At 68.6% G+C, this 17,375-nt stretch carries 20 protein-coding genes; 11 read left to right on the top strand and 9 right to left on the bottom strand.

The genetic code is table 11. The features are described 5' to 3' along the window. Nucleotides 1-22 precede the first annotated feature (22 nt). The 4 genes from C7H73_RS04675 to C7H73_RS04690 are packed head-to-tail and all read right to left on the bottom strand — an operon-like array spanning nucleotide 23 to nucleotide 2,942. Nucleotides 23-1,210, bottom strand: coding sequence for a vWA domain-containing protein (locus C7H73_RS04675; RefSeq protein ID WP_106845575.1), 1,188 nt, complete (start codon nucleotides 1,208-1,210; stop codon nucleotides 23-25). A gap of 21 nt (nucleotides 1,211-1,231) precedes the next feature. After that, nucleotides 1,232-1,831, bottom strand: a complete 600-nt coding sequence (locus tag C7H73_RS04680) for a GNAT family N-acetyltransferase (RefSeq protein ID WP_106845576.1) — start codon at nucleotides 1,829-1,831, stop codon at nucleotides 1,232-1,234. Nucleotides 1,832-1,836: 5 nt separating this feature from the next. Next, nucleotides 1,837-2,073, bottom strand: coding sequence for a hypothetical protein (locus tag C7H73_RS04685; protein WP_106845577.1), 237 nt, complete (start codon nucleotides 2,071-2,073; stop codon nucleotides 1,837-1,839). A 14-nt stretch (nucleotides 2,074-2,087) separates the two neighbouring features. After that, complete coding sequence (locus C7H73_RS04690; RefSeq protein WP_106845578.1) at nucleotides 2,088-2,942, bottom strand: AAA family ATPase; 855 nt, start codon at nucleotides 2,940-2,942, stop codon at nucleotides 2,088-2,090. Nucleotides 2,943-3,070: 128 nt separating this feature from the next. Between C7H73_RS04690 and C7H73_RS04695 the strand changes: the two genes are divergently transcribed. Together C7H73_RS04695 and C7H73_RS04700 are read left to right on the top strand one after the other, a co-directional pair. Continuing rightward, complete coding sequence (locus tag C7H73_RS04695) at nucleotides 3,071-3,727, top strand: c-type cytochrome (RefSeq protein WP_106845579.1); 657 nt, start codon at nucleotides 3,071-3,073, stop codon at nucleotides 3,725-3,727. A gap of 475 nt (nucleotides 3,728-4,202) precedes the next feature. Continuing rightward, nucleotides 4,203-5,090 carry a universal stress protein gene (locus C7H73_RS04700; protein ID WP_106845580.1) on the top strand — a complete coding sequence of 296 codons (888 nt, stop codon included), beginning with the start codon at nucleotides 4,203-4,205 and terminating at the stop codon, nucleotides 5,088-5,090. A gap of 18 nt (nucleotides 5,091-5,108) precedes the next feature. Here C7H73_RS04700 and C7H73_RS04705 read toward each other — a convergent pair whose 3' ends face one another. Together C7H73_RS04705 and kefC are read right to left on the bottom strand one after the other, a co-directional pair. After that, nucleotides 5,109-5,552 (bottom strand): DUF1841 family protein, encoded by a 444-nt coding sequence (locus C7H73_RS04705; RefSeq protein ID WP_106845581.1) that lies wholly within the window; start codon nucleotides 5,550-5,552, stop codon nucleotides 5,109-5,111. A 103-nt stretch (nucleotides 5,553-5,655) separates the two neighbouring features. Next, on the bottom strand, nucleotides 5,656-7,521 hold the full coding sequence (kefC, locus tag C7H73_RS04710; protein WP_106845582.1) for a glutathione-regulated potassium-efflux system protein KefC: 1,866 nt from the start codon (nucleotides 7,519-7,521) through the stop codon (nucleotides 5,656-5,658). Nucleotides 7,522-7,772: 251 nt separating this feature from the next. Between kefC and C7H73_RS04715 the strand changes: the two genes are divergently transcribed. After that, complete coding sequence (locus tag C7H73_RS04715) at nucleotides 7,773-8,411, top strand: LysE family transporter (RefSeq protein WP_106845583.1); 639 nt, start codon at nucleotides 7,773-7,775, stop codon at nucleotides 8,409-8,411. On the opposite strand, the gene C7H73_RS04720 is transcribed toward C7H73_RS04715, so the two are convergent. After that, entirely contained in the window at nucleotides 8,386-9,363 is a 978-nt protein-coding gene (locus tag C7H73_RS04720; RefSeq protein ID WP_106847541.1) for an NAD-dependent epimerase/dehydratase family protein, read from the bottom strand. The two genes, C7H73_RS04715 and C7H73_RS04720, sit on opposite strands and share 26 nt — an antisense overlap. Nucleotides 9,364-9,439: 76 nt before the next feature. Between C7H73_RS04720 and C7H73_RS04725 the strand changes: the two genes are divergently transcribed. Beyond that, entirely contained in the window at nucleotides 9,440-10,384 is a 945-nt protein-coding gene (locus C7H73_RS04725) for a LysR family transcriptional regulator (protein WP_106847542.1), read from the top strand. A gap of 60 nt (nucleotides 10,385-10,444) precedes the next feature. Further along, nucleotides 10,445-10,912, top strand: a complete 468-nt coding sequence (locus tag C7H73_RS04730; protein ID WP_106845584.1) for a MaoC family dehydratase — start codon at nucleotides 10,445-10,447, stop codon at nucleotides 10,910-10,912. Here C7H73_RS04730 and C7H73_RS04735 read toward each other — a convergent pair. Beyond that, nucleotides 10,894-11,394, bottom strand: a complete 501-nt coding sequence (locus C7H73_RS04735; protein WP_106845585.1) for a tRNA (cytidine(34)-2'-O)-methyltransferase — start codon at nucleotides 11,392-11,394, stop codon at nucleotides 10,894-10,896. The two genes, C7H73_RS04730 and C7H73_RS04735, sit on opposite strands and share 19 nt — an antisense overlap. Before the next feature lie 72 nt (nucleotides 11,395-11,466). Beyond that, nucleotides 11,467-12,192 carry a phosphoribosyltransferase family protein gene (locus C7H73_RS04740; RefSeq protein ID WP_106845586.1) on the bottom strand — a complete coding sequence of 242 codons (726 nt, stop codon included), beginning with the start codon at nucleotides 12,190-12,192 and terminating at the stop codon, nucleotides 11,467-11,469. Between the two features lie 48 nt (nucleotides 12,193-12,240). Between C7H73_RS04740 and C7H73_RS04745 the strand changes: the two genes are divergently transcribed. The 6 genes from C7H73_RS04745 (at nucleotide 12,241) to C7H73_RS04765 (ending at nucleotide 17,365) form a co-directional block, all read left to right on the top strand. Beyond that, complete coding sequence (locus C7H73_RS04745; protein WP_106845587.1) at nucleotides 12,241-13,137, top strand: class I SAM-dependent methyltransferase; 897 nt, start codon at nucleotides 12,241-12,243, stop codon at nucleotides 13,135-13,137. Nucleotides 13,138-13,508: 371 nt separating this feature from the next. Continuing rightward, nucleotides 13,509-14,678: a cytochrome c oxidase subunit II gene (gene coxB / locus C7H73_RS04750; protein WP_106845588.1), complete on the top strand. Its 1,170-nt coding sequence runs from the start codon at nucleotides 13,509-13,511 to the stop codon at nucleotides 14,676-14,678. Nucleotides 14,679-14,703: 25 nt separating this feature from the next. Continuing rightward, nucleotides 14,704-16,347: a cytochrome c oxidase subunit I gene (gene ctaD / locus C7H73_RS04755; RefSeq protein ID WP_106845589.1), complete on the top strand. Its 1,644-nt coding sequence runs from the start codon at nucleotides 14,704-14,706 to the stop codon at nucleotides 16,345-16,347. A 22-nt stretch (nucleotides 16,348-16,369) separates the two neighbouring features. Then, nucleotides 16,370-16,483: a cytochrome oxidase small assembly protein gene (locus C7H73_RS15745; RefSeq protein ID WP_227001420.1), complete on the top strand. Its 114-nt coding sequence runs from the start codon at nucleotides 16,370-16,372 to the stop codon at nucleotides 16,481-16,483. 46 nt (nucleotides 16,484-16,529) lie between these two features. Continuing rightward, nucleotides 16,530-17,153, top strand: coding sequence for a cytochrome c oxidase assembly protein (locus C7H73_RS04760; RefSeq protein WP_106845590.1), 624 nt, complete (start codon nucleotides 16,530-16,532; stop codon nucleotides 17,151-17,153). Continuing rightward, nucleotides 17,150-17,365, top strand: coding sequence for a DUF2970 domain-containing protein (locus C7H73_RS04765; protein WP_106845591.1), 216 nt, complete (start codon nucleotides 17,150-17,152; stop codon nucleotides 17,363-17,365). The genes C7H73_RS04760 and C7H73_RS04765 overlap by 4 nt, the downstream gene beginning before the upstream one ends. Nucleotides 17,366-17,375: the final 10 nt, after the last annotated feature.

Below are 17,375 nucleotides of genomic sequence, written 5' to 3' on the forward strand. Positions count from 1 at the left end.
GGTGGTTCGTCGGCACTGCGTTCTATTTTGACAAGAGGCGCATGGCCTCCTCCAGCCCTTTGAGCGACAGGGGGAACATGCGCCCACCCATCAGCTGCTGAATGATGGCGATGCTCTGGCGGTACTGCCACACGCCCTGGGGCTCGGGGTTGATCCAGGCGTATTTCGGGAAGGCATGGGTGAGGCGCTGCAGCCACTCGGCGCCGGCTTCCTCGTTGTTGTATTCCACGCTGCCGCCGGGCTGCACGATCTCGTAGGGGCTCATGGTCGCATCGCCCACGAACACCAGCTTGTAGTCCTTGTTGTACTTTCGTATGACGTCCAAGGTCGAAAACTTCTCGGCAAAGCGGCGGCGGTTGTTCTTCCACATGAAGTCATAGACGCAGTTGTGGAAGTAATAGAACTCCAGGTGCTTGAACTCGGATTTCACGGCCGAAAAGAGTTCTTCCACCCGCTGCACGTGCTCGTCCATGGTGCCGCCCACGTCCATGAGCAGCAGCAGGCGCACGTTGTTGTGCCGCTCGGGCACCATCTTGATGTCCAGCCAGCCGGCGTTGGCGGCGGTGGAGCGGATGGTGTCCGGCAGGTCCAGCTCCATCTCGCTGCCGGTGCGGGCGAACTTGCGCAGGCGGCGCAGCGCCACCTTGATGTTGCGCGTGCCCAGCTCCTGGGTGTCGTCGTAGTCGCGGTAGGCGCGCTGCTCCCACACCTTCACGGCGCTCTTGTTGCGTCCGGCGCCACCAATGCGCACGCCCTGCGGGTTGTAGCCACCGTGGCCGAAGGGGCTGGTGCCGCCCGTGCCGATCCACTTGCTGCCGCCCTCGTGGCGCTCCTTTTGCTCCTCCAGGCGCTTCTTGAGGGTTTCCATCAGCTCGTCCCAGCCCATCTTCTCAATGGCGGCCTTTTGCTCGGGCGTGAGCTCGCGCTCGAGCATCTTGCGCAGCCAGTCGGCCGGGATTTCTTTCGTGATGTCGGTCAGCAGTTCCACGCCCTTGAAGTAAGCGGCAAAGGCGCGGTCGAACTTGTCGAAGTGCTTTTCGTCCTTGACCAGGGCGGTGCGGGCCAGGTGGTAGAAGTCCTCCATGCTCCAGGCATCGTTGGAGTTCGGCCCGGCCACGCCGGCGGCGAGGGCTTCGAGCAGCGTGAGAAATTCGCGCACCGACACCGGCAGCTTGGCCGCGCGCAGGGCATAGAAGAAGTCGATCAGCATGAAAAATGCCGCCAGCGCCCGTCAGGCAGGCGCGTGGCGCTCCAAAAGATAGTGCAACTGCGCCCGCGCCTCGGGCCATTCGCCCGCGCGCATGCTGTACATGACGGTGTCGCGGATGGTGCCGTCGCGGCGCAGCGCATGGCCGCGGATGACGCCATCCTTCTTCGCGCCCAGCCGCTCGATGGCGCGCTGCGAGGCGAAGTTGAAGTTGTCCGTGCGCCAGCCGACCACGTGGCATTGCAGCTGGTCGAAGGCGTGGCCCATCATGAGCAGCTTGGCGGCGGTGTTCACATGCGTGCGCTGCACGCTTTGCGCATACCAGGTGTAGCCGATCTCCACGCGCCGCACGGCCGGCAGGATGTCGTGGTAGCTGGTGCTGCCCAGCACGCGGCCGCTGGCGTCATCCAGCACGGCAAAGGCCAGGCGGTTGCCGGCCTCGCGCATGGCCAGGGCGGTCTCAATGTAGGCGCGCGTGTCCTGCGGCTCGGGCACGCTGGTCACGCGGATGCGCCACAGCGCGCCATCGGCGGCGGCGGCGGCCAGGCCGGCCTCGTGCGCCAGGGCCAGCGGCTCCAGCCGCACGCCGCGGCCTTGCAGGGTGACGGGCGCGGCGAACGCCATGGCCGTCAGGCCCCCGTGCCGCCGCGTGCCGCGCGGCCGCTGCGCCAGCGCCGCGCCAGGTTCAGCCCCAGGCCGCCGCCCAGGCCCACCAGCGCGATGCCGGCGATGCTGGCTGCGCCGTAGCCCTCGGCGAACAGGTCCAGGCCCAGCAGCAGCGCGGTCCCATAGCCGGCAAGCGCGCCAGCCACGAAGCCCACCGCATCGCTGGCGCCTTCCAGCAGCAGCCGTCGTGCAGCACTCATGGCGGTGCGCTCCTTCAGCGGTTGCGCTGGTTCATGAAGACCAGCTTTTCGAACAGGCTCACGTCCTGTTCGTTCTTGAGCAGTGCGCCCACCAGCGGCGGCACTGCCACCTTGTTGTCGCCCGACTGCAGCGCCTCCAAAGGGATTTCCTCGGCCAGCAGCAGCTTGAGCCAGTCGATGAACTCGCTGGTAGAGGGCTTTTTCTTCAGGCCCGGCAGGTTACGCACGTCATAGAACGTCTTCATCGCTGCCGTCAGCAGCTCGCTCTTGAGCGTGGGGAAGTGCACATCGACGATCTTCTTCATCGTCTCGGGCTCGGGGAACTTGATGTAGTGGAAGAAGCACCGGCGCAGGAAGGCGTCGGGCAGCTCCTTTTCGTTGTTGGACGTGATGAACACCAGCGGCCGGTGCTTGGCCCGGATCATCTCGCGCGTCTCATAGCAGTAGAACTCCATCCGGTCGAGCTCGCGCAGCAGGTCGTTGGGGAATTCGATGTCGGCCTTGTCGATCTCGTCGATCAACAGCGCCACGGGCTGGTCCGCCGTGAAGGCCTGCCACAGCACGCCCTTGACGATGTAGTTCTGGATGTCCTTGACGCGTTCCGAACCTTCGATGTCTGCCAGCTGGCTGTCGCGCAGGCGGCTCACCGCGTCATATTCATACAGGCCCTGCTGCGCCTTGGTGGTGGACTTGATGTGCCACTGCAGCAGCGGCATGCCCAGCGCCTGCGCCACCTCTTCGGCCAGCAGTGTCTTGCCGGTGCCGGGTTCGCCCTTGACCAGCAGGGGGCGCTGCAGCGTGATGGCAGCATTCACGGCCAGCATCAGATCCTGCGTGGCCACGTAATTCTGGGAACCCTGGAATTTCATGAAATCTGGAAGAAGGAAAAGAAGAAAGAAGAACGAGGGAAATCGTTGATGAAGTCGCTTGACAGGCGCTCGCTATAATCTTTTCGAGTTACTGCTGAGACAACCAATCATCTGATTGTGCGCGCAAAATGAAAAAAACATTGACCACGATATTCGGCCTGGCTGTTGCTCTTGCGGCCAGCATGGCGACCGCCCAGGACGTCAAGGGCGACGTGAAGGCCGGGGCCGGCAAGATCGCCATGTGCATTGGCTGCCACGGCATCCCGGGCTACCAGGCGAGCTTTCCTGAGGTGCACAAGGTGCCCATGATCTCGGGGCAGGGCGCCGGCTACATCTCCGCCGCGTTGCACGCCTACCAAAAGGGCGAGCGCCGCCACCCCACGATGCGCGGCGTCGCCGACTCGCTCACCGACCAGGACATTGCCGACGTCGCGGCCTACTACGCCAGCCAGGCGCAGGGCGAGGGCGGCGGTGCCAAAGCGCGCGAGGCGAACGCCAGCGTCGCGCCGCTGCTGCAAAAGGGCGCCTGCGTGTCCTGCCACGGCGACAACTTCTCCAAGCCCATCGACGGCTCCTACCCCAAGATTGCCGGCCAGTACGCCGACTACCTGTTCGTCGCCCTGAAATCCTACAAGGTCGATCACGGCTCCTACGTGGGCCGCAGCAACGGCGTGATGGCCGGTATCGCCAAGCAGTTCACCAATGCCGAGCTGAAGGAGCTGGCGCAGTACATCGGTTCGCTGGAAGGCGACCTGCGCGTGGTGCCCCAGTCGCGCTTCAGGTGAGCCGCGGCGGCTGATGGGCCTGCTGCCCAGCTGCTGCCAAATGTTATGAAAAGCCCGCGAAAGCGGGCTTTTTTGCGTTCTTCGGTCCGCAAATCCGGCACGCACCGCTGCGGTATTGAAGCTTTTGGCGCCTGCGCTTCCTACAATGGGTGCCCCATGCGTTTCCCGGCTTCCACCCCTTGCGTCCGTACTGCCCGGCTGGCCTGCTGCGCCGCCGCGCATGCGCGTGCGCTGCGCCTGTGCGGGGTGGGGCAGCCGGTCCTGCCCGCCCCGTGCCTTTGCGCCCGGCGGCCGCTTCTGCAGTCCTGAACCCGCTTCGGGGCCAGCGTCATCCAGCACTGCCGGGCCCCAGGCCAAGGGGCCGCGCCGCCGCCCGGCGGCCCCGCCAGGCTTTTCTTCGTGATGACAACGCCGCCGCCGGCCCGATTTTTTGCGCCGGCCTGCCCCTTCGACGCCGCCCTGCAGGAGCCTTGCCATGCGCATTCAGACCATCGTTGCCCTTACCGACTTCTCCACCACGGCCGAGCATGCCCTTGACCGCGCCGCGCTGCTGGCCGCCCACCATGGGGCGCGGCTGGAACTGCTGTACGCGGCCGAGCAGCAGGACGCGAAGTTCTGCGACCCGCAGGCCCGGCTGGAGCAGCGCGCGCGCCAGCTGGCGCGCCGCCATGGGCTGGCCGTGGGGGCGCTGCCGAACGCCGGGGTGGCGGCCGTTCTCACGGCAGCGGGCCGGGCCGACCTGCTGGTGATGGATTCGCGCCTGCACGGCCGCCGGCCGTGGCCGGCGCGCGCCACCGGCCTGCTGGCGCGGGTGCTGCGCGCCAGTGCCTGCCCGGTGCTCGTGGTGCAGACTGCGGCGCGCGCACCCTATGCGCACGCGCTGGTGCATGCCAGCGGCGACGCCGGCGGCGCCCTGCAGCGCAGCGCTATCGGCCTGCAGGGGGGCGCGACGGTGGAGCTGTTCCATGCCGCGCGGGCGCTGCGCGGGCTGCCCCTGGCTTGCGGCGAGGCGTTCGCGCGGGCGCTGCGCAGCCGGCGCCAGCAGGCACAGCCGCAGCGGGCCCGGCTGCGCGTGTCCGATGCCTTCGAGGCGCGGCGCAACCGCGTTGGCCTGGCCACTGGCGGGCTGGACGCCGTGCGCCAGCTGGCCGTGCAGCAGCAAAGCACACGGGCCGACCTGCTGGTGCTGGCGCATGCGCGGCGCAGCCTGCTGCGTGATCTGCTGCAGGCCGGCAAGCCGCACCGGCTGCTGGCCGGCCCGGACGGAGTGGGCTGCGACGTGCTGCTGGTGCCAGGCGCGCTGGCCGCCGCGGCAGTGCGCCCACAGGCTATGGGCAGTGGATGGACGCAGGCGGCTTCGTGAGCCGCCAAGGAGCGCGCTTCAGGGCTTGCCGTCCTGCGTGGCCCGGCGCTGCACGCAGGCCACGTAGGCCTGGCCGTCGGGCGCGCGGCCTGCGCGCTGGGCTTCCCACAGCATGGTGCCCAGGCATTCCATGGCCACATGGTGGGCGTCGTGCAGCGAATCCAGGCGACGCGCCAGCAGCTCCACCGCCTGGCGGATGCCGCGCGGCTGGTCGATGCTGCACTGCTCGCTGATGGACAGGTGCATGGACAGGTGCAGGAACGGGTTGGTCTGGTCGGCACCCTCGGCATAGACGCGCGCCAGCGCCGCCTCGGCATCGGCCAGGTCGACGTGGTATTCGGGGTGCTTGGCAGTCCACAGCCCGGCCAGCGTCTCGATGGCTTCCATGGGCTGGCCGGCCTGCTGCTTGGCGTGGGCCGCGCAAAAAAAGCGCCGCACGTCGGCTTGTGAGGGGTTGAACATGGCGGCCAGCGTAGCACGCCCCCGAAGGGCCCACGGCCTGCGTGGACTCACAATTTGATAGCTGCCAGCGCTTGACTGGCGGGCACTGGAGGCCGATTTGCCTTCAAGCCGCGGGCGGCTCGTCGCTGTCCTGCGGGACGCTGGCGCGCGCGGACATGCGCTCCTGGCGCTCCTTGGCCAGCTGCTCCACCAGCTGCTGGCGGCCCTGGCGGGCGACGGCCAGCATGGCCTCGCGGTCGCCCTGGTGGGCGTACATGCGCTCGGACAGGTCCACGTTGTGCGCCGTGAAGCGCTCGGCGAAGGCGGCGGCGTCGGCTGGGTTCTCGCCCATCAGCTCCAGCACCGTGCGGGCGCTCAGCACGCTGGCGCGAAACAGCTCGCGCTCGACGTGCTGCACGCCCAGGTCGCGCAGTGCGTGCCAGTGCGTCACGTCGCGCGCGCGGGCGACGATCTGCAAATGCGGGAAGTGCTTGCGCGCGGCCTGCACGATCTTGAGCGACTGCTCGGGCGCGTCCACCGCCACCACCAACACCCGCGCCTGGCCGGCGCCGGCCAGGCGCAGCAGGGACACGCGCGTGGCGTCGCCGTAGAAGACGCGGTAGCCGAAGGTGTGGGCCACCTCCAGCATCTCCACGCTGTGGTCCAGCACCGTGGCCTTCAGCCCCTGGGCCAGCACCATGCGGGCGACGATCTGCCCGTAGCGGCCGAAGCCGGCAATGATGATGGGCGCGCTTTGCGGCGGCTCCGACAGGGTGCGCTCGTCCGGCACCGGCGGCATGGCCGGCGGGCCCAGGCGGGCGTGGCGCAGCAGCAGCGCGCGGTCCACCGCCACCAGCAAAAGCGGCGACAGCAGCATGGACAGCGCCACCGCCCCGATCAGCAGGGAGGCCGCTTCGGTGCCGATGGCGCCGAAGCCGGCGCCGCTCTGGAAGACCACGAAGGCGAACTCGCCGCCCTGCGCCAGCACCAGCGTGAACACCGGCCGCTCCTGGTAGGGCATGCCGCTGGCGCGCGCCAGCAGCCAGATCACCACGCCCTTGACGGCCAGAAAGCCCAGCAGCAGCCCCAGCATGGCCCAGGGCGCGCGGGCCAGCACGCCGAAATCGATGCTCATGCCCACGGCGATGAAGAACAGGCCCAGCAGCAGGCCCTTGAACGGCTCGATGTCGGTTTCCAGCTCGCGCCGGTACTCGCTGTCGGCCAGCAGCACGCCGGCCAGAAAGGCGCCCAGCGCCATCGACAGGCCCACCGACAGCATCAGCATGGCGATGCCCACCACCAGGAACAGCGAGGTGGCGGTGAAGATCTCCGGCTGCTTGCTGCGGGCGATCCAGCGCAGCACCGGGCGCAGCAGCAGCCGCCCGCCCAGCACGATGGCGCCCACCACCGCGGCGGTGCGCAGCGCCTCCAGCGCCAGGTCGCCCGCACCGTGCGGCTGGCGCGCGGCAGCGGCGCCCAGGAGGGGCAGCAGCGCCAGGATGGGAATGGCCGCCACGTCCTGGAACAGCAGGATGGAGAAGGCCTTTTGCCCGCTGTCGGTGCGCATCAGGTTGCGCTCGGCCAGCACCTGCAGCGCGATCGCCGTGGACGACAGCGCCAACCCCAGCGCCGCCACCAGCGCCACGCGCCAGGGCAAGCCCAGCGCCCAGGCGAGGGCCCACAGCACCACGGCGCAGCCGGCCATCTGCGCCAGCCCCAGACCCAGGATGGGGCGGCGCAGGCTCCACAGGCGGCTGGGCTGCAGCTCCAGCCCGACCAGGAACAGCATCAGCACCACGCCGAATTCGGCGAAGTGCAGGATGTCCTGCACGTTGCTCACCAAGGCGAGGCCCCAGGGCCCGATGGCGATGCCGGCGGCCAGGTAGCCAATGATGGCGCCCAGCCCCAGGGCGCGGGCGATGGGCACGGCGATCACCGCCGCGGCCAGGTAGGTGAAGCCGTAGGTGAGCCAGACGGGGGCTTGGGCCATGGTGAAGAGGAGGGGGGACAACGCACGGCCGGACGGCCGGGGGAAATTGTGGCACCAGCCGGCACGGCCACGGGTTGCACTGGAGGTTGCTATTCAAATAATAGCTGCTGGCGCTTGCGTGACAAGCGCTGGAGGCTGATTTGTCTTGTATTCGTTCGTGGGCCACGTGCCGCATGGCGCGCGGGCGCGCCCGTAGAATTGCGCCCTTCTTTTCCCGTCTTCCCCCTTTTTTTCTACCGGCGGCACGCACTATGGACTGGCATACCTGGATGGCATTTTTCGCGGCGTCGTGGGTGATCGCCATCTCGCCCGGCTCGGGCGCGGTGCTGTCCATGAGCCACGGGCTGTCGTACGGCGTGCGCGGCGCCGGCGGCACCATCGTCGGGCTGGAGCTGGGGCTGCTGTTCATCCTGGTGGTGGCCGGCGCGGGCGTGGGCTCGCTGCTGATCGCCTCGGAGCTGGCCTTCAGCGTGGTCAAGGTGCTGGGCGCCTGCTACCTCATCTACCTGGGCTGGTGCCAGTGGCGCGCCGGCAGCGCCGGCACCCTGGGCGGCGATGTGACTGCCGCCCCGATGAGCCTGCGCCGGCGCGTCTTCACCGGCGCGCTGACCAACGCCACCAACCCCAAGGGCATCCTGTTCATGGTGGCCGTGCTGCCGCAGTTCATGACCGACACGCGCCCGCTGTGGCAGCAGCTGGTGGTGATGGCGGTCACGCTGGTGGCGGTGGACCTGGTCGTCATGAGCGGCTACGCCGCCGGCGCCAGCGCGCTGCGCCGCCTGATGCAGAGCGCCAGCGCCATGCGGGCGCAAAACCGCGTCTTCGGCTCGCTGCTGATGGCGGTGGGCGCGGGGCTGTTCTTCGTCAAGCGGGGCGGGCAGAGCGCCTGAGCGGCGCGGTGGCCGGCACGGCCGCCAGCGTCTGCCGTATGCCCTCGGCATAAGAGGTCTTGCGCAGCGGCCCTATCAGCTGCGAAAGGGCCGAATCATCCATGAGTAGCGGCTCGCTCAGCAGGTAGTGCATCTCCACCATCTCGCGCATGAGGCGGCTGAACAGGCCCAGCAGGCGCAGCGTGCCGCGCCCGGCCACGCGCAGCTTCAGGGGGCGGCCGGTGAGGCGCTCCATCTCCTGCACCAGCGCGCGCTGCGTGGTCGCGCCCGCGCCGGCCAGGTGCCAGGTGCGGCCGTAGGCGGCGGGCGTGTCCGCCAGCCGGACGACGACGGGGCCGGCGTCCGGCACGTAGAGGAATTCGTGCGGCGCGTCGATGGGCCCCAGCATGTCGGCCGTGCCCCCGCGCACCGCGGCGCAGGCGGCGCCGTGCAGCAGGCTGGTGAGCACGCCCGGGCCATAGAAGTCCGGCAGGCGCAGCACCGTGGCCTGGATGCGGCCGGCCGCGTGGGCCTGCAGCAGCAGCTCCTCCTGCGCCAGGCGCATGCGGCCCTTGAAGGTGTGCGGCTGGCGCGGGTGGTCCTCGCGCACCGGATTGCCGCCCTGCACGCGGCCGTAGGGGTAGATGGTGCCGATCAGCACGACGCGCCGCACGCCGGCGTCGATGGCGGCCTGCAGCGTGCGCTGCATCAGCTGCGGGTGCCGGTCGAAATGCCAGTAAGGCACGCCGACCAGGTAGACCAGGGTGTCCACGCCGCGGGCGGCGGCGCGTATCGAGGCGGGCGAATCGGGGTTCCAGGTCACGCATTCGGCCAGCGGGTTGGCGCCGTAGGCGGCCTGCAGCCGGCCGGCTTCGCGCCCGACCACGCGAAAGCGCCGGCCCTGGGCCGACAGGGCGGCGGCGATGCTCTGCCCGATGGGGCCGCAGGCGCCGAACAGGGCCAGGGTGTTCAAGGGTTCCATCTCTTTTCTTCCAGTCGCAAGGAGCGCCCAGTCTGCGATCGGCGCAGAAGAAAGAAAATGCATGGAAATGCATGGCGACCCAACAGATTTGAATAACGAAGGAGCGCCCGAGCCCCGCTGGGAGTGGTACCGCAGCTTCCTGCACGTGGCGCAGGCCGGCTCGCTGTCGGCCGCCGCGCGGGCGCTGGGCCTGAGCCAGCCGACCCTGGGCCGGCACATCGACCAGCTGGAGGCGACGCTGGGGCTGCGCCTGTTCACCCGCTCGCCCGAAGGCTTTGCGCCCACCGACGCCGGCCAGGCGCTGCTGCCCTACGCCGCCACCCTGGCCACGACGGCGGCTGCGCTGCGCCGCACGGCGTCCGGCGCCCGGGGCGGGCCGGACGGGGGGCTGCGCGGCGCAGTGCGCATTTCTGCCAGCGAGGTCATGGGCGTGGAGGTGCTGCCGCCCATCCTGGCGGCGCTGCAGCGCATGCATCCGCTGCTGAAGCTGGAACTGGTGCTGTCCAACCAGGCGGACGACCTGCTGCGGCGCGAGGCCGACATCGCCGTGCGCATGTTCCGCCCCGTGCAGCAGGCGCTGCTGGTGCGGCGCGTCGGCGCGGTGGAGCTGGGCCTGTTTGCGCATGCGGACTACCTGGACGCGCGCGGCACGCCGCTCTCCGTGGCGCAGCTGGGCGGGCACGCCCTGGTCGGCTACGGCCAGGAAAGCGACTTCATCCGCGGGCTGCGCCGTCAGCTGCCGGACTTTGCCTGGGACCGATTCGTCTTTCGCGCCGACAGCGATCTGGCGCAGCTGGCTGCCATCCGCGCCGGCCTGGGCATCGGCGTATGCCAGGCGAGCCTCGCGGCGCGGGATGCGCGCCTGATGCGGCTGCTGCCGCAGCAGTTCGCGCCGCGCCTGGATACCTGGATCGCCATGCACGGCGACCTGCGCCACAGCAGTGGGTGCCAGGCGGTCTTCGACGCGCTGGCCGACGGGCTGGCGCAGTACCTGGCCTGCCAGCCCGGCTGAGGCGCGGGCAGTCGCCCACTGGACACGGCGGCGCCGGGCCCCTCGCTACAGTGGCCCGCCATGACAAAGACCTTCCACAGCTATTCCGAGGTCACTGCCAGCATCGGGCAGGAAGTGGCCGTGACCGACTGGATCGACATCACCCAGGCGCAGATCGACCTGTTCGCCCAGGCCACCGGCGACCACCAGTGGATTCATACCGATCCGGCGCGGGCGGCGGCCGGGCCGTTCGGCACCACCATCGCGCACGGCTTTCTGACGCTGTCGCTGATGCCGCGCTTCATGGAGGCGGCCTTCGAGGTCGAGGGCACGAAGATGGGCGTCAACTACGGGCTGAACCGGGTGCGCTTTCCGGCGCCCGTGCCCTCTGGCAGCCGGCTGCGCGCGCGATTGACGCTGGCCGCCGCCGAGGCGGTGGCGCCGGACGGCCTGCAGATGACCTGGGACGTGACCGTGGAGCGCGAGGGCAGTGACAAGCCCGTGTGCGTGGCCGAGGCGCTGGTGCGCAGCTACGGCGCCAGGGCCTGATGGCCCGCGGCCGCGGTGGCCGACAGAAAGCTGTTTTGCCGCCAGGCCTCATACACCGTGATGGCCACGGCGTTGGACAGGTTCAGGCTGCGCTGCGCCGGCAGCATGGGCAGGCGCAGGCGCTGCGTGGGCGGAAAGGTCTCGCGCAGCACGGGCGGCAGGCCGCGCGATTCGGCACCGAACACCAGCCAGTCGCCGGGCAAAAAGCCCGTGTCATGGACCGACTGCGTGGCGTGCGTGGTCAGCGCAAACATGCGCGCCAGATCGGGCTCCTCCTGGCGCAGCAGCGCCGTCCAGCCGGCGTGGCGGCGCACTTCGGCGTACTCGTGGTAGTCCAGCCCGGCGCGGCGCAGCAGGCCGTCGTCCATGGAAAAGCCCAGGGGCTCCACCAGGTGCAGCGTGCAACCGGTGTTGGCCGCCAGGCGGATCACGTTGCCAGTGTTGGGCGGGATCTCGGGTTCGACCAGGACGATGTGAAACATGCGCACTATTGTGATTGCGAAGCCGCCGCCGCGAACAGACGCAAAGAGGCGGCTGCGCCCCCCTTTTGGTAATCAATCGTATCGAAACGGGGTGCGCGCCAGCACCAGGGCATCGACCTGCACGGCCCCCGCAGCGCGCAGTGCCAGCGCGGCCGTGTGCAAGGTGGCGCCGGTGGTCATCACGTCATCGACCAGCAGCACACGCCGGCCCTGCACTGCACCGGCGGCCAGCGGCTGCAGCGCAAAGGTGCCGCGCAGATTGCGCAGGCGCGCCGGGCGGGCCAGGCCGCTTTGCGCCGGCGTGTCGTGCAGGCGCAGCAGCAGGTCGTGGCGCAGCCGCACGCCTGCGCCCAGCGCGCGGGCCAGCAGCAGGGCCTGGTTGTAGCCGCGCTCGCGCAGTCGCGCGGGCGACAGGGGCACGGGCAGCACCAGTTCGGCGTGCTGCAACAGGGCGGACGCGCCGGACGCGGCCTGCATCACCGGGGCGAGAGCAGCGGCCCAGCCGGGATCGGCCTGGAACTTGAACTGCGCCACCACGCCGGCCCACGGGTAGCCGTACTCCACTGCGGCCACGCAGCCATCCAGCGGCGGCGGCTCGCGCAGGCAGGCGCCGCACCGGGCGATGCCGGGTGCCACCGGGCTGGCGCAGCTGCCGCAGCGCGCCACCGGCGGCGTGAACTGCGACTGGCACGCTGCGCACAGCCGCTGCGCCGGCCAGGCGTGGCACAGCGCGCACTGGCTGGGCACCAGCGCTGCAGCGCGCCGCAACAGGGCGGTCAGGGCCGGGGCCAAGGGCATCGGCTCAATATACTCGTCGGCCTCAGCGGCCGTCCCTGTCTTCGTCCCATGTCCGAGCAACTGCCTCCCACCATCGACCCCCAGGCTGCCGCACGCTGGCACGCCAGCGTGGCGCCAGAGTCCCCCTGGCTGCACGAGGAGGTGGCGCGGCGCATGCACGAGCGCCTGCAATGGATCGTGCAGCCCCCGGCCGCGTGGTGTGACTGGGATCCGCTGCGCGGCGGCATGCAGGCCCACGCGCTGGTGGCGCAACACTTCCCGCAGGCGGCCAGCCACGTGGCCGAAACCTCCTCGCCTCAGGGCCTAGCGGCGGCCCAGGCACGGCTGGCGCGGCCGTGGTGGAGCCCCGCGCGCTGGTCCGGCGCCGCCCCGCGCTTCGGCGTGCCGCCCGACGGCGGCGTGCAAATGCTGTGGTCCAGCATGGCGCTGCACATGGCGGCCGACCCGCAGGCGCTGATCCAGGCCTGGCACCGCGCTTTGGCGGTGGACGGCTACCTGATGTTTTCCTGCCTGGGCCCGGACACGCTGCGCGAGCTGCGCGCGCTGTACGCCCGCCTGGGCTGGCCCGAGCCGGCGCACGCCTTCACCGACATGCACGACTGGGGCGACATGCTGATGCACGCCGGCTTCTCCGAGCCGGTGATGGACATGGAGCGCATCACCCTGACCTTCGCCACGCCCGAGCGGCTGCTGCAGGAGCTGCGCGGCCTGGGGCGCAATCTGCACCCGCAGCGCTTTGCCGGCCTGCGCGGCAGGCGCTGGCACCGGCAGCTGCAGCAGCAGCTGGCCGGGCAGCTGGGCGATCCCGCACAGGGCGGCCAGCTGGCGCTGACCTTTGAAATCATCTACGGGCACGCCATCAAGCCCGTGCCCCGGGTGCGCGTGGGCGGCGAGAGCGCCGTGTCGCTGCAGGACATGCGTGCCATGCTGCGCGACAGGCGCTGAGCGCGGCACGGTGGACGCCCGGCGCCTGTCAATGATGCCGATCAATGCGAGCTACAATAAATTTTGCTTGCGGATTGGGAACTTCCTGCGGCCCTGGGGCACCGGGCGCATCTGACGTGCCTGCGGCAGGCGGCTCTCGCCTTCCAGGCCCCTGATGTGCGCCATCGCCTGATTGCGCCTGCTCGGGGCTAACGCGTATTGCCGCGTCGTCCGGCCCTGGGGCATGCTGGATACAGGCGGAAGGTTCCACCCCGCATCATGGAGACAACAGGGCGCCCGGGAGCGGCCTGGACTGATGAGCGGCCGTGTGCGCGCAGGCGTGTGCACGGCAGGGAATTGGTCAATTGGAGCTTAGGAAAAAAGTGAGAACGATGAAGCGCATATCCAACAAGCTGGGGTCGTTGCTGCTGGGAGGCTCTGCCTGGGTCGCCACTGCGGTCCACGCCGTGCAGGACCTGCCCGGCGGCCCTGCCGTCAACCAGCTCAACCTGCATCCGCCGGTCACGAAAATAGCCGAGGAGCAGCACTTCCTGCACTGGATGATGCTCGTCGTCTGCACGGTGATCTTCATCGGCGTGTTCGGCGTGATGTTCTATTCCATCTGGCACCACCGCAAGTCGCGCGGTGCCAAGGCGGCAAATTTCCACGAGTCCGTCACCGTCGAGGTCGCCTGGACCGTCATTCCCTTCATCATCGTCATCCTGATGGCGCTGCCCGCTACCAAGGTGCTGGTGGCCCAGAAGGACACCACCAACGCCGACCTGACCATCAAGGCCACTGGCTACCAGTGGAAGTGGGGCTACGACTACATCGCCGGCGAGGGCGAGGGTCTAGCCTATATCTCCACGCTGGACAGCAGCCACCGCCGGATGTCCGACAGCGGCGACGTCTCCAAGGCGCCGGCCGACTACCTGCTGAAGGTGGACAACCCGCTCATCGTGCCCGTGGGCAAGAAGGTGCGCATCATCACCACGGCCAATGACGTGATCCACTCCTTCATGGTGCCGGCCTTCGGCATCAAGCAGGACGCGATCCCCGGCTTTGTGCGCGACACGTGGTTCCGCGCCGAGAAGGTGGGCGACTACTACGGCCAGTGCGCCGAGCTGTGCGGCAAGGAGCACGCCTACATGCCCATCCACGTGAAGGTGGTTTCCGCGCCGGAATACACCGCCTGGGTGGATGCCGAAAAGAAGAAGGTTGCCGCCCGCCAGGACGATCCGAACAAGGTCTGGACGCTGGAGGCCCTGCTGCCACGCGGCGAGAAGGTCTATGCCGCCAACTGCGCGGCCTGCCACCAGGCCAACGGCAAGGGCGCCGGCCCCATCAAGCCGCTGGACGGCTCGGCCATCGTGCTCGACCAGGACCATGCCAAGCAGATCCACATCGTGCTCAACGGCGCAGCCGGCGGTGCCATGCCGCCATGGAAGCAGCTGGGCGACACCGACCTGGCCGCCGTCGTCACCTATACCAAGAATGCCTGGTCCAACAAGACCGGCCAGGTGGTGCAGCCCGCCGAAATTCTGGCCCAGCGCGGCAAGTAAGCACGGATCGAAGAGGACCTAAGTCATGAGCGCAGTTCTGGACAACCACGGGCACAGCGCCGCGGGCCACGCCCCCGGGCACGACGACCATCACCATCACCCCACGCCCACCGGCCTGCGGCGCTGGCTGTTCGCCACCAACCACAAGGACATCGGCACGCTGTACATGCTGTTTTCCTTCACCATGCTGATGATCGGCGGTGTGCTGGCGATGCTGATCCGTGCCGAGCTGTTCGAGCCAGGCCTGCAGCTGGTCAACCCCGAGCTGTTCAACCAGCTCACCACCATGCACGGCATCATCATGGTGTTCGGCGCCATCATGCCGGCCTTCGTCGGCTTCGCGAACTGGATGCTGCCGCTGCAGATCGGCGCCTCCGACATGGCGTTCGCGCGCATGAACAACTTCAGCTTCTGGCTGCTGGTGCCGGCCGCCATCATGCTGGTCAGCTCGTTCTTCATGCCCGGTGGCGCACCGGCCGCGGGCTGGACGATGTATGCGCCGCTCACCCTGCAGATGGGCCCGTCCATGGACGTGGCGATCTTCTCGCTGCACATCATGGGCGCCAGCTCCATCATGGGCGCGATCAACATCATCGTCACCATCCTGAACATGCGCGCGCCCGGCATGACGCTGATGAAGATGCCCATGTTCTGCTGGACCTGGCTGATCACGGCCTACCTGCTGATCGCCGTGATGCCCGTGCTGGCCGGCGCCATCACCATGACGCTGACCGACCGCCACTTCGGCACCAGCTTCTTCAACGCCGCCGGCGGCGGTGACCCGATCATGTACCAGCACATCTTCTGGTTCTTCGGGCACCCCGAGGTGTACATCATGATCCTGCCGGCGTTCGGCATCGTCAGCCAGGTCGTGCCGGCATTCAGCCGCAAGCGCCTGTTCGGCTACGCCTCCATGGTGTATGCCGTGGCGGCGATTGCCATCCTGTCGTTCATCGTCTGGGCGCACCACATGTTCACCACCGGCATGCCGGTGACGGGCCAGCTGTTCTTCATGTACGCCACCATGCTGATCTCGGTGCCCACCGCCGTGAAGATCTTCAACTGGACGGCCACCATGTGGCGCGGCTCGATGACGTTCGAGACGCCCATGCTGTGGGCCGTCGGCTTCATCTTCGTGTTCACCATCGGCGGCTTCACCGGGCTGTTCGTGGCCATGGCGCCGCTGGACATCCAGTTGCAGGACACCTACTACGTGGTCGCGCACTTCCACTACGTGCTGGTGGCAGGCTCGTTGTTTGCCATGTTCTCCGGCTACTACTACTGGGCGCCCAAGTGGACTGGCGTGATGTACAGCGAGAGCCGCGGCCGCATCCATTTCTGGGGTTCGATGATCACCTTCAACCTCACCTTCTTCCCGATGCACTTCCTGGGCCTGGCCGGCATGCCGCGCCGCTATGCCGACTACCCCATGCAGTTCGCGGACTTCAACATGATCGCCTCCATCGGCGGCTTCGGTTTCGGTCTGATGCAGGTGTATTTCTTCTTCTTCGTGGTGCTGCCGGCCATGCGCGGCCGCGGCGCGCCGGCGCCGCAAAAGCCCTGGGAAGGGGCCGAGGGCCTGGAATGGGAAGTGCCTTCGCCTGCGCCCTTCCACACCTTCGAGGTGCCGCCCAAGCTGGACGCCACTGCCACGCGCGTGATCGGCTGACGCCGTCAGAAACGAGGACGCGATGCCGCTGCCCGAAGACAAGAGACGCGCCAACGTTCGCCTGGGTTTGATCCTGGGGTCCCTGGCGCTGGCCTTTCTCGTAGGCTTTTTCGTGCGCATGGTCTGGCTGCGCTGAACGCGCGCACCAGGCTTGCACGCACCGGACAGGAGAGGTCTGAGCGATGGGGATTCGACAGGAAAACGTAAAGATGGTGGGCAAGCTGGCGGTCGTGACGCTGGGCATGTTCGCTTTCGGCTACGTGCTGATTCCCATCTACAAGAGCATCTGCGAGGTGACGGGCATCAACATCCTGACGCTGTCCGAGCGCCTGGTGCCCGGCAACGGCACGGCCGGCCCGAATGCCCGCCTGCCGGCCAACACCCAGGTGGACAAGAGCCGCACCATCACCGTGGTGTTCGACGCCAACGCGCGCGGGCCCTGGGACTTCAAGCCTGCCCAGCGCTCCGTCCAGGTGCATCCCGGCGAGCTGGCCACGGTGGTGTATGAATTCCAGAACGTGCAGGATCGGCGCATGTCCGCGCAGGCCATTCCCAGCTACGCGCCGCGCCAGGCGGCTCCGCACTTCACCAAGCTCGAATGCTTTTGCTTCAGCCAGTACACGCTGGAGCCGGGCGAGAAGAAGGAGTGGCCGGTGGCCTTCGTGATCGATCCGCGCCTGTCCAAGGACGTAACCACGATCACGCTGTCCTATACCTTCTTCGAGGTGGGCGGCCGCACGCCCGCCGCACCGCAGTCCACCGCCGCGGCGCCACTGCCCTCAGCGAAAGGGGAGGGCGGTGCGTGAATCCGCAGGAACAACCTCCCGAGCCGCCGCGCAAGACGTCGCTGGTGCGCACGCTGCGCGCCGTGGCCTGGTCGCTGATCGGGCTGCGCGCAGGCGAGGAATATCGGCGCGACCTGCAGAGCATCCATCCGCTGCACGTGCTGCTGGTCGGCCTGATCGCGCTGTTCGCCTTCGTGGCGGGCTTGATCTTGCTGGTCAAATGGGTGGTCTGATGCCGATCGC

It is taken from the genome of Pulveribacter suum (assembly GCF_003013695.1).
Classification (GTDB): domain Bacteria; phylum Pseudomonadota; class Gammaproteobacteria; order Burkholderiales; family Burkholderiaceae_C; genus Melaminivora; species Melaminivora suum.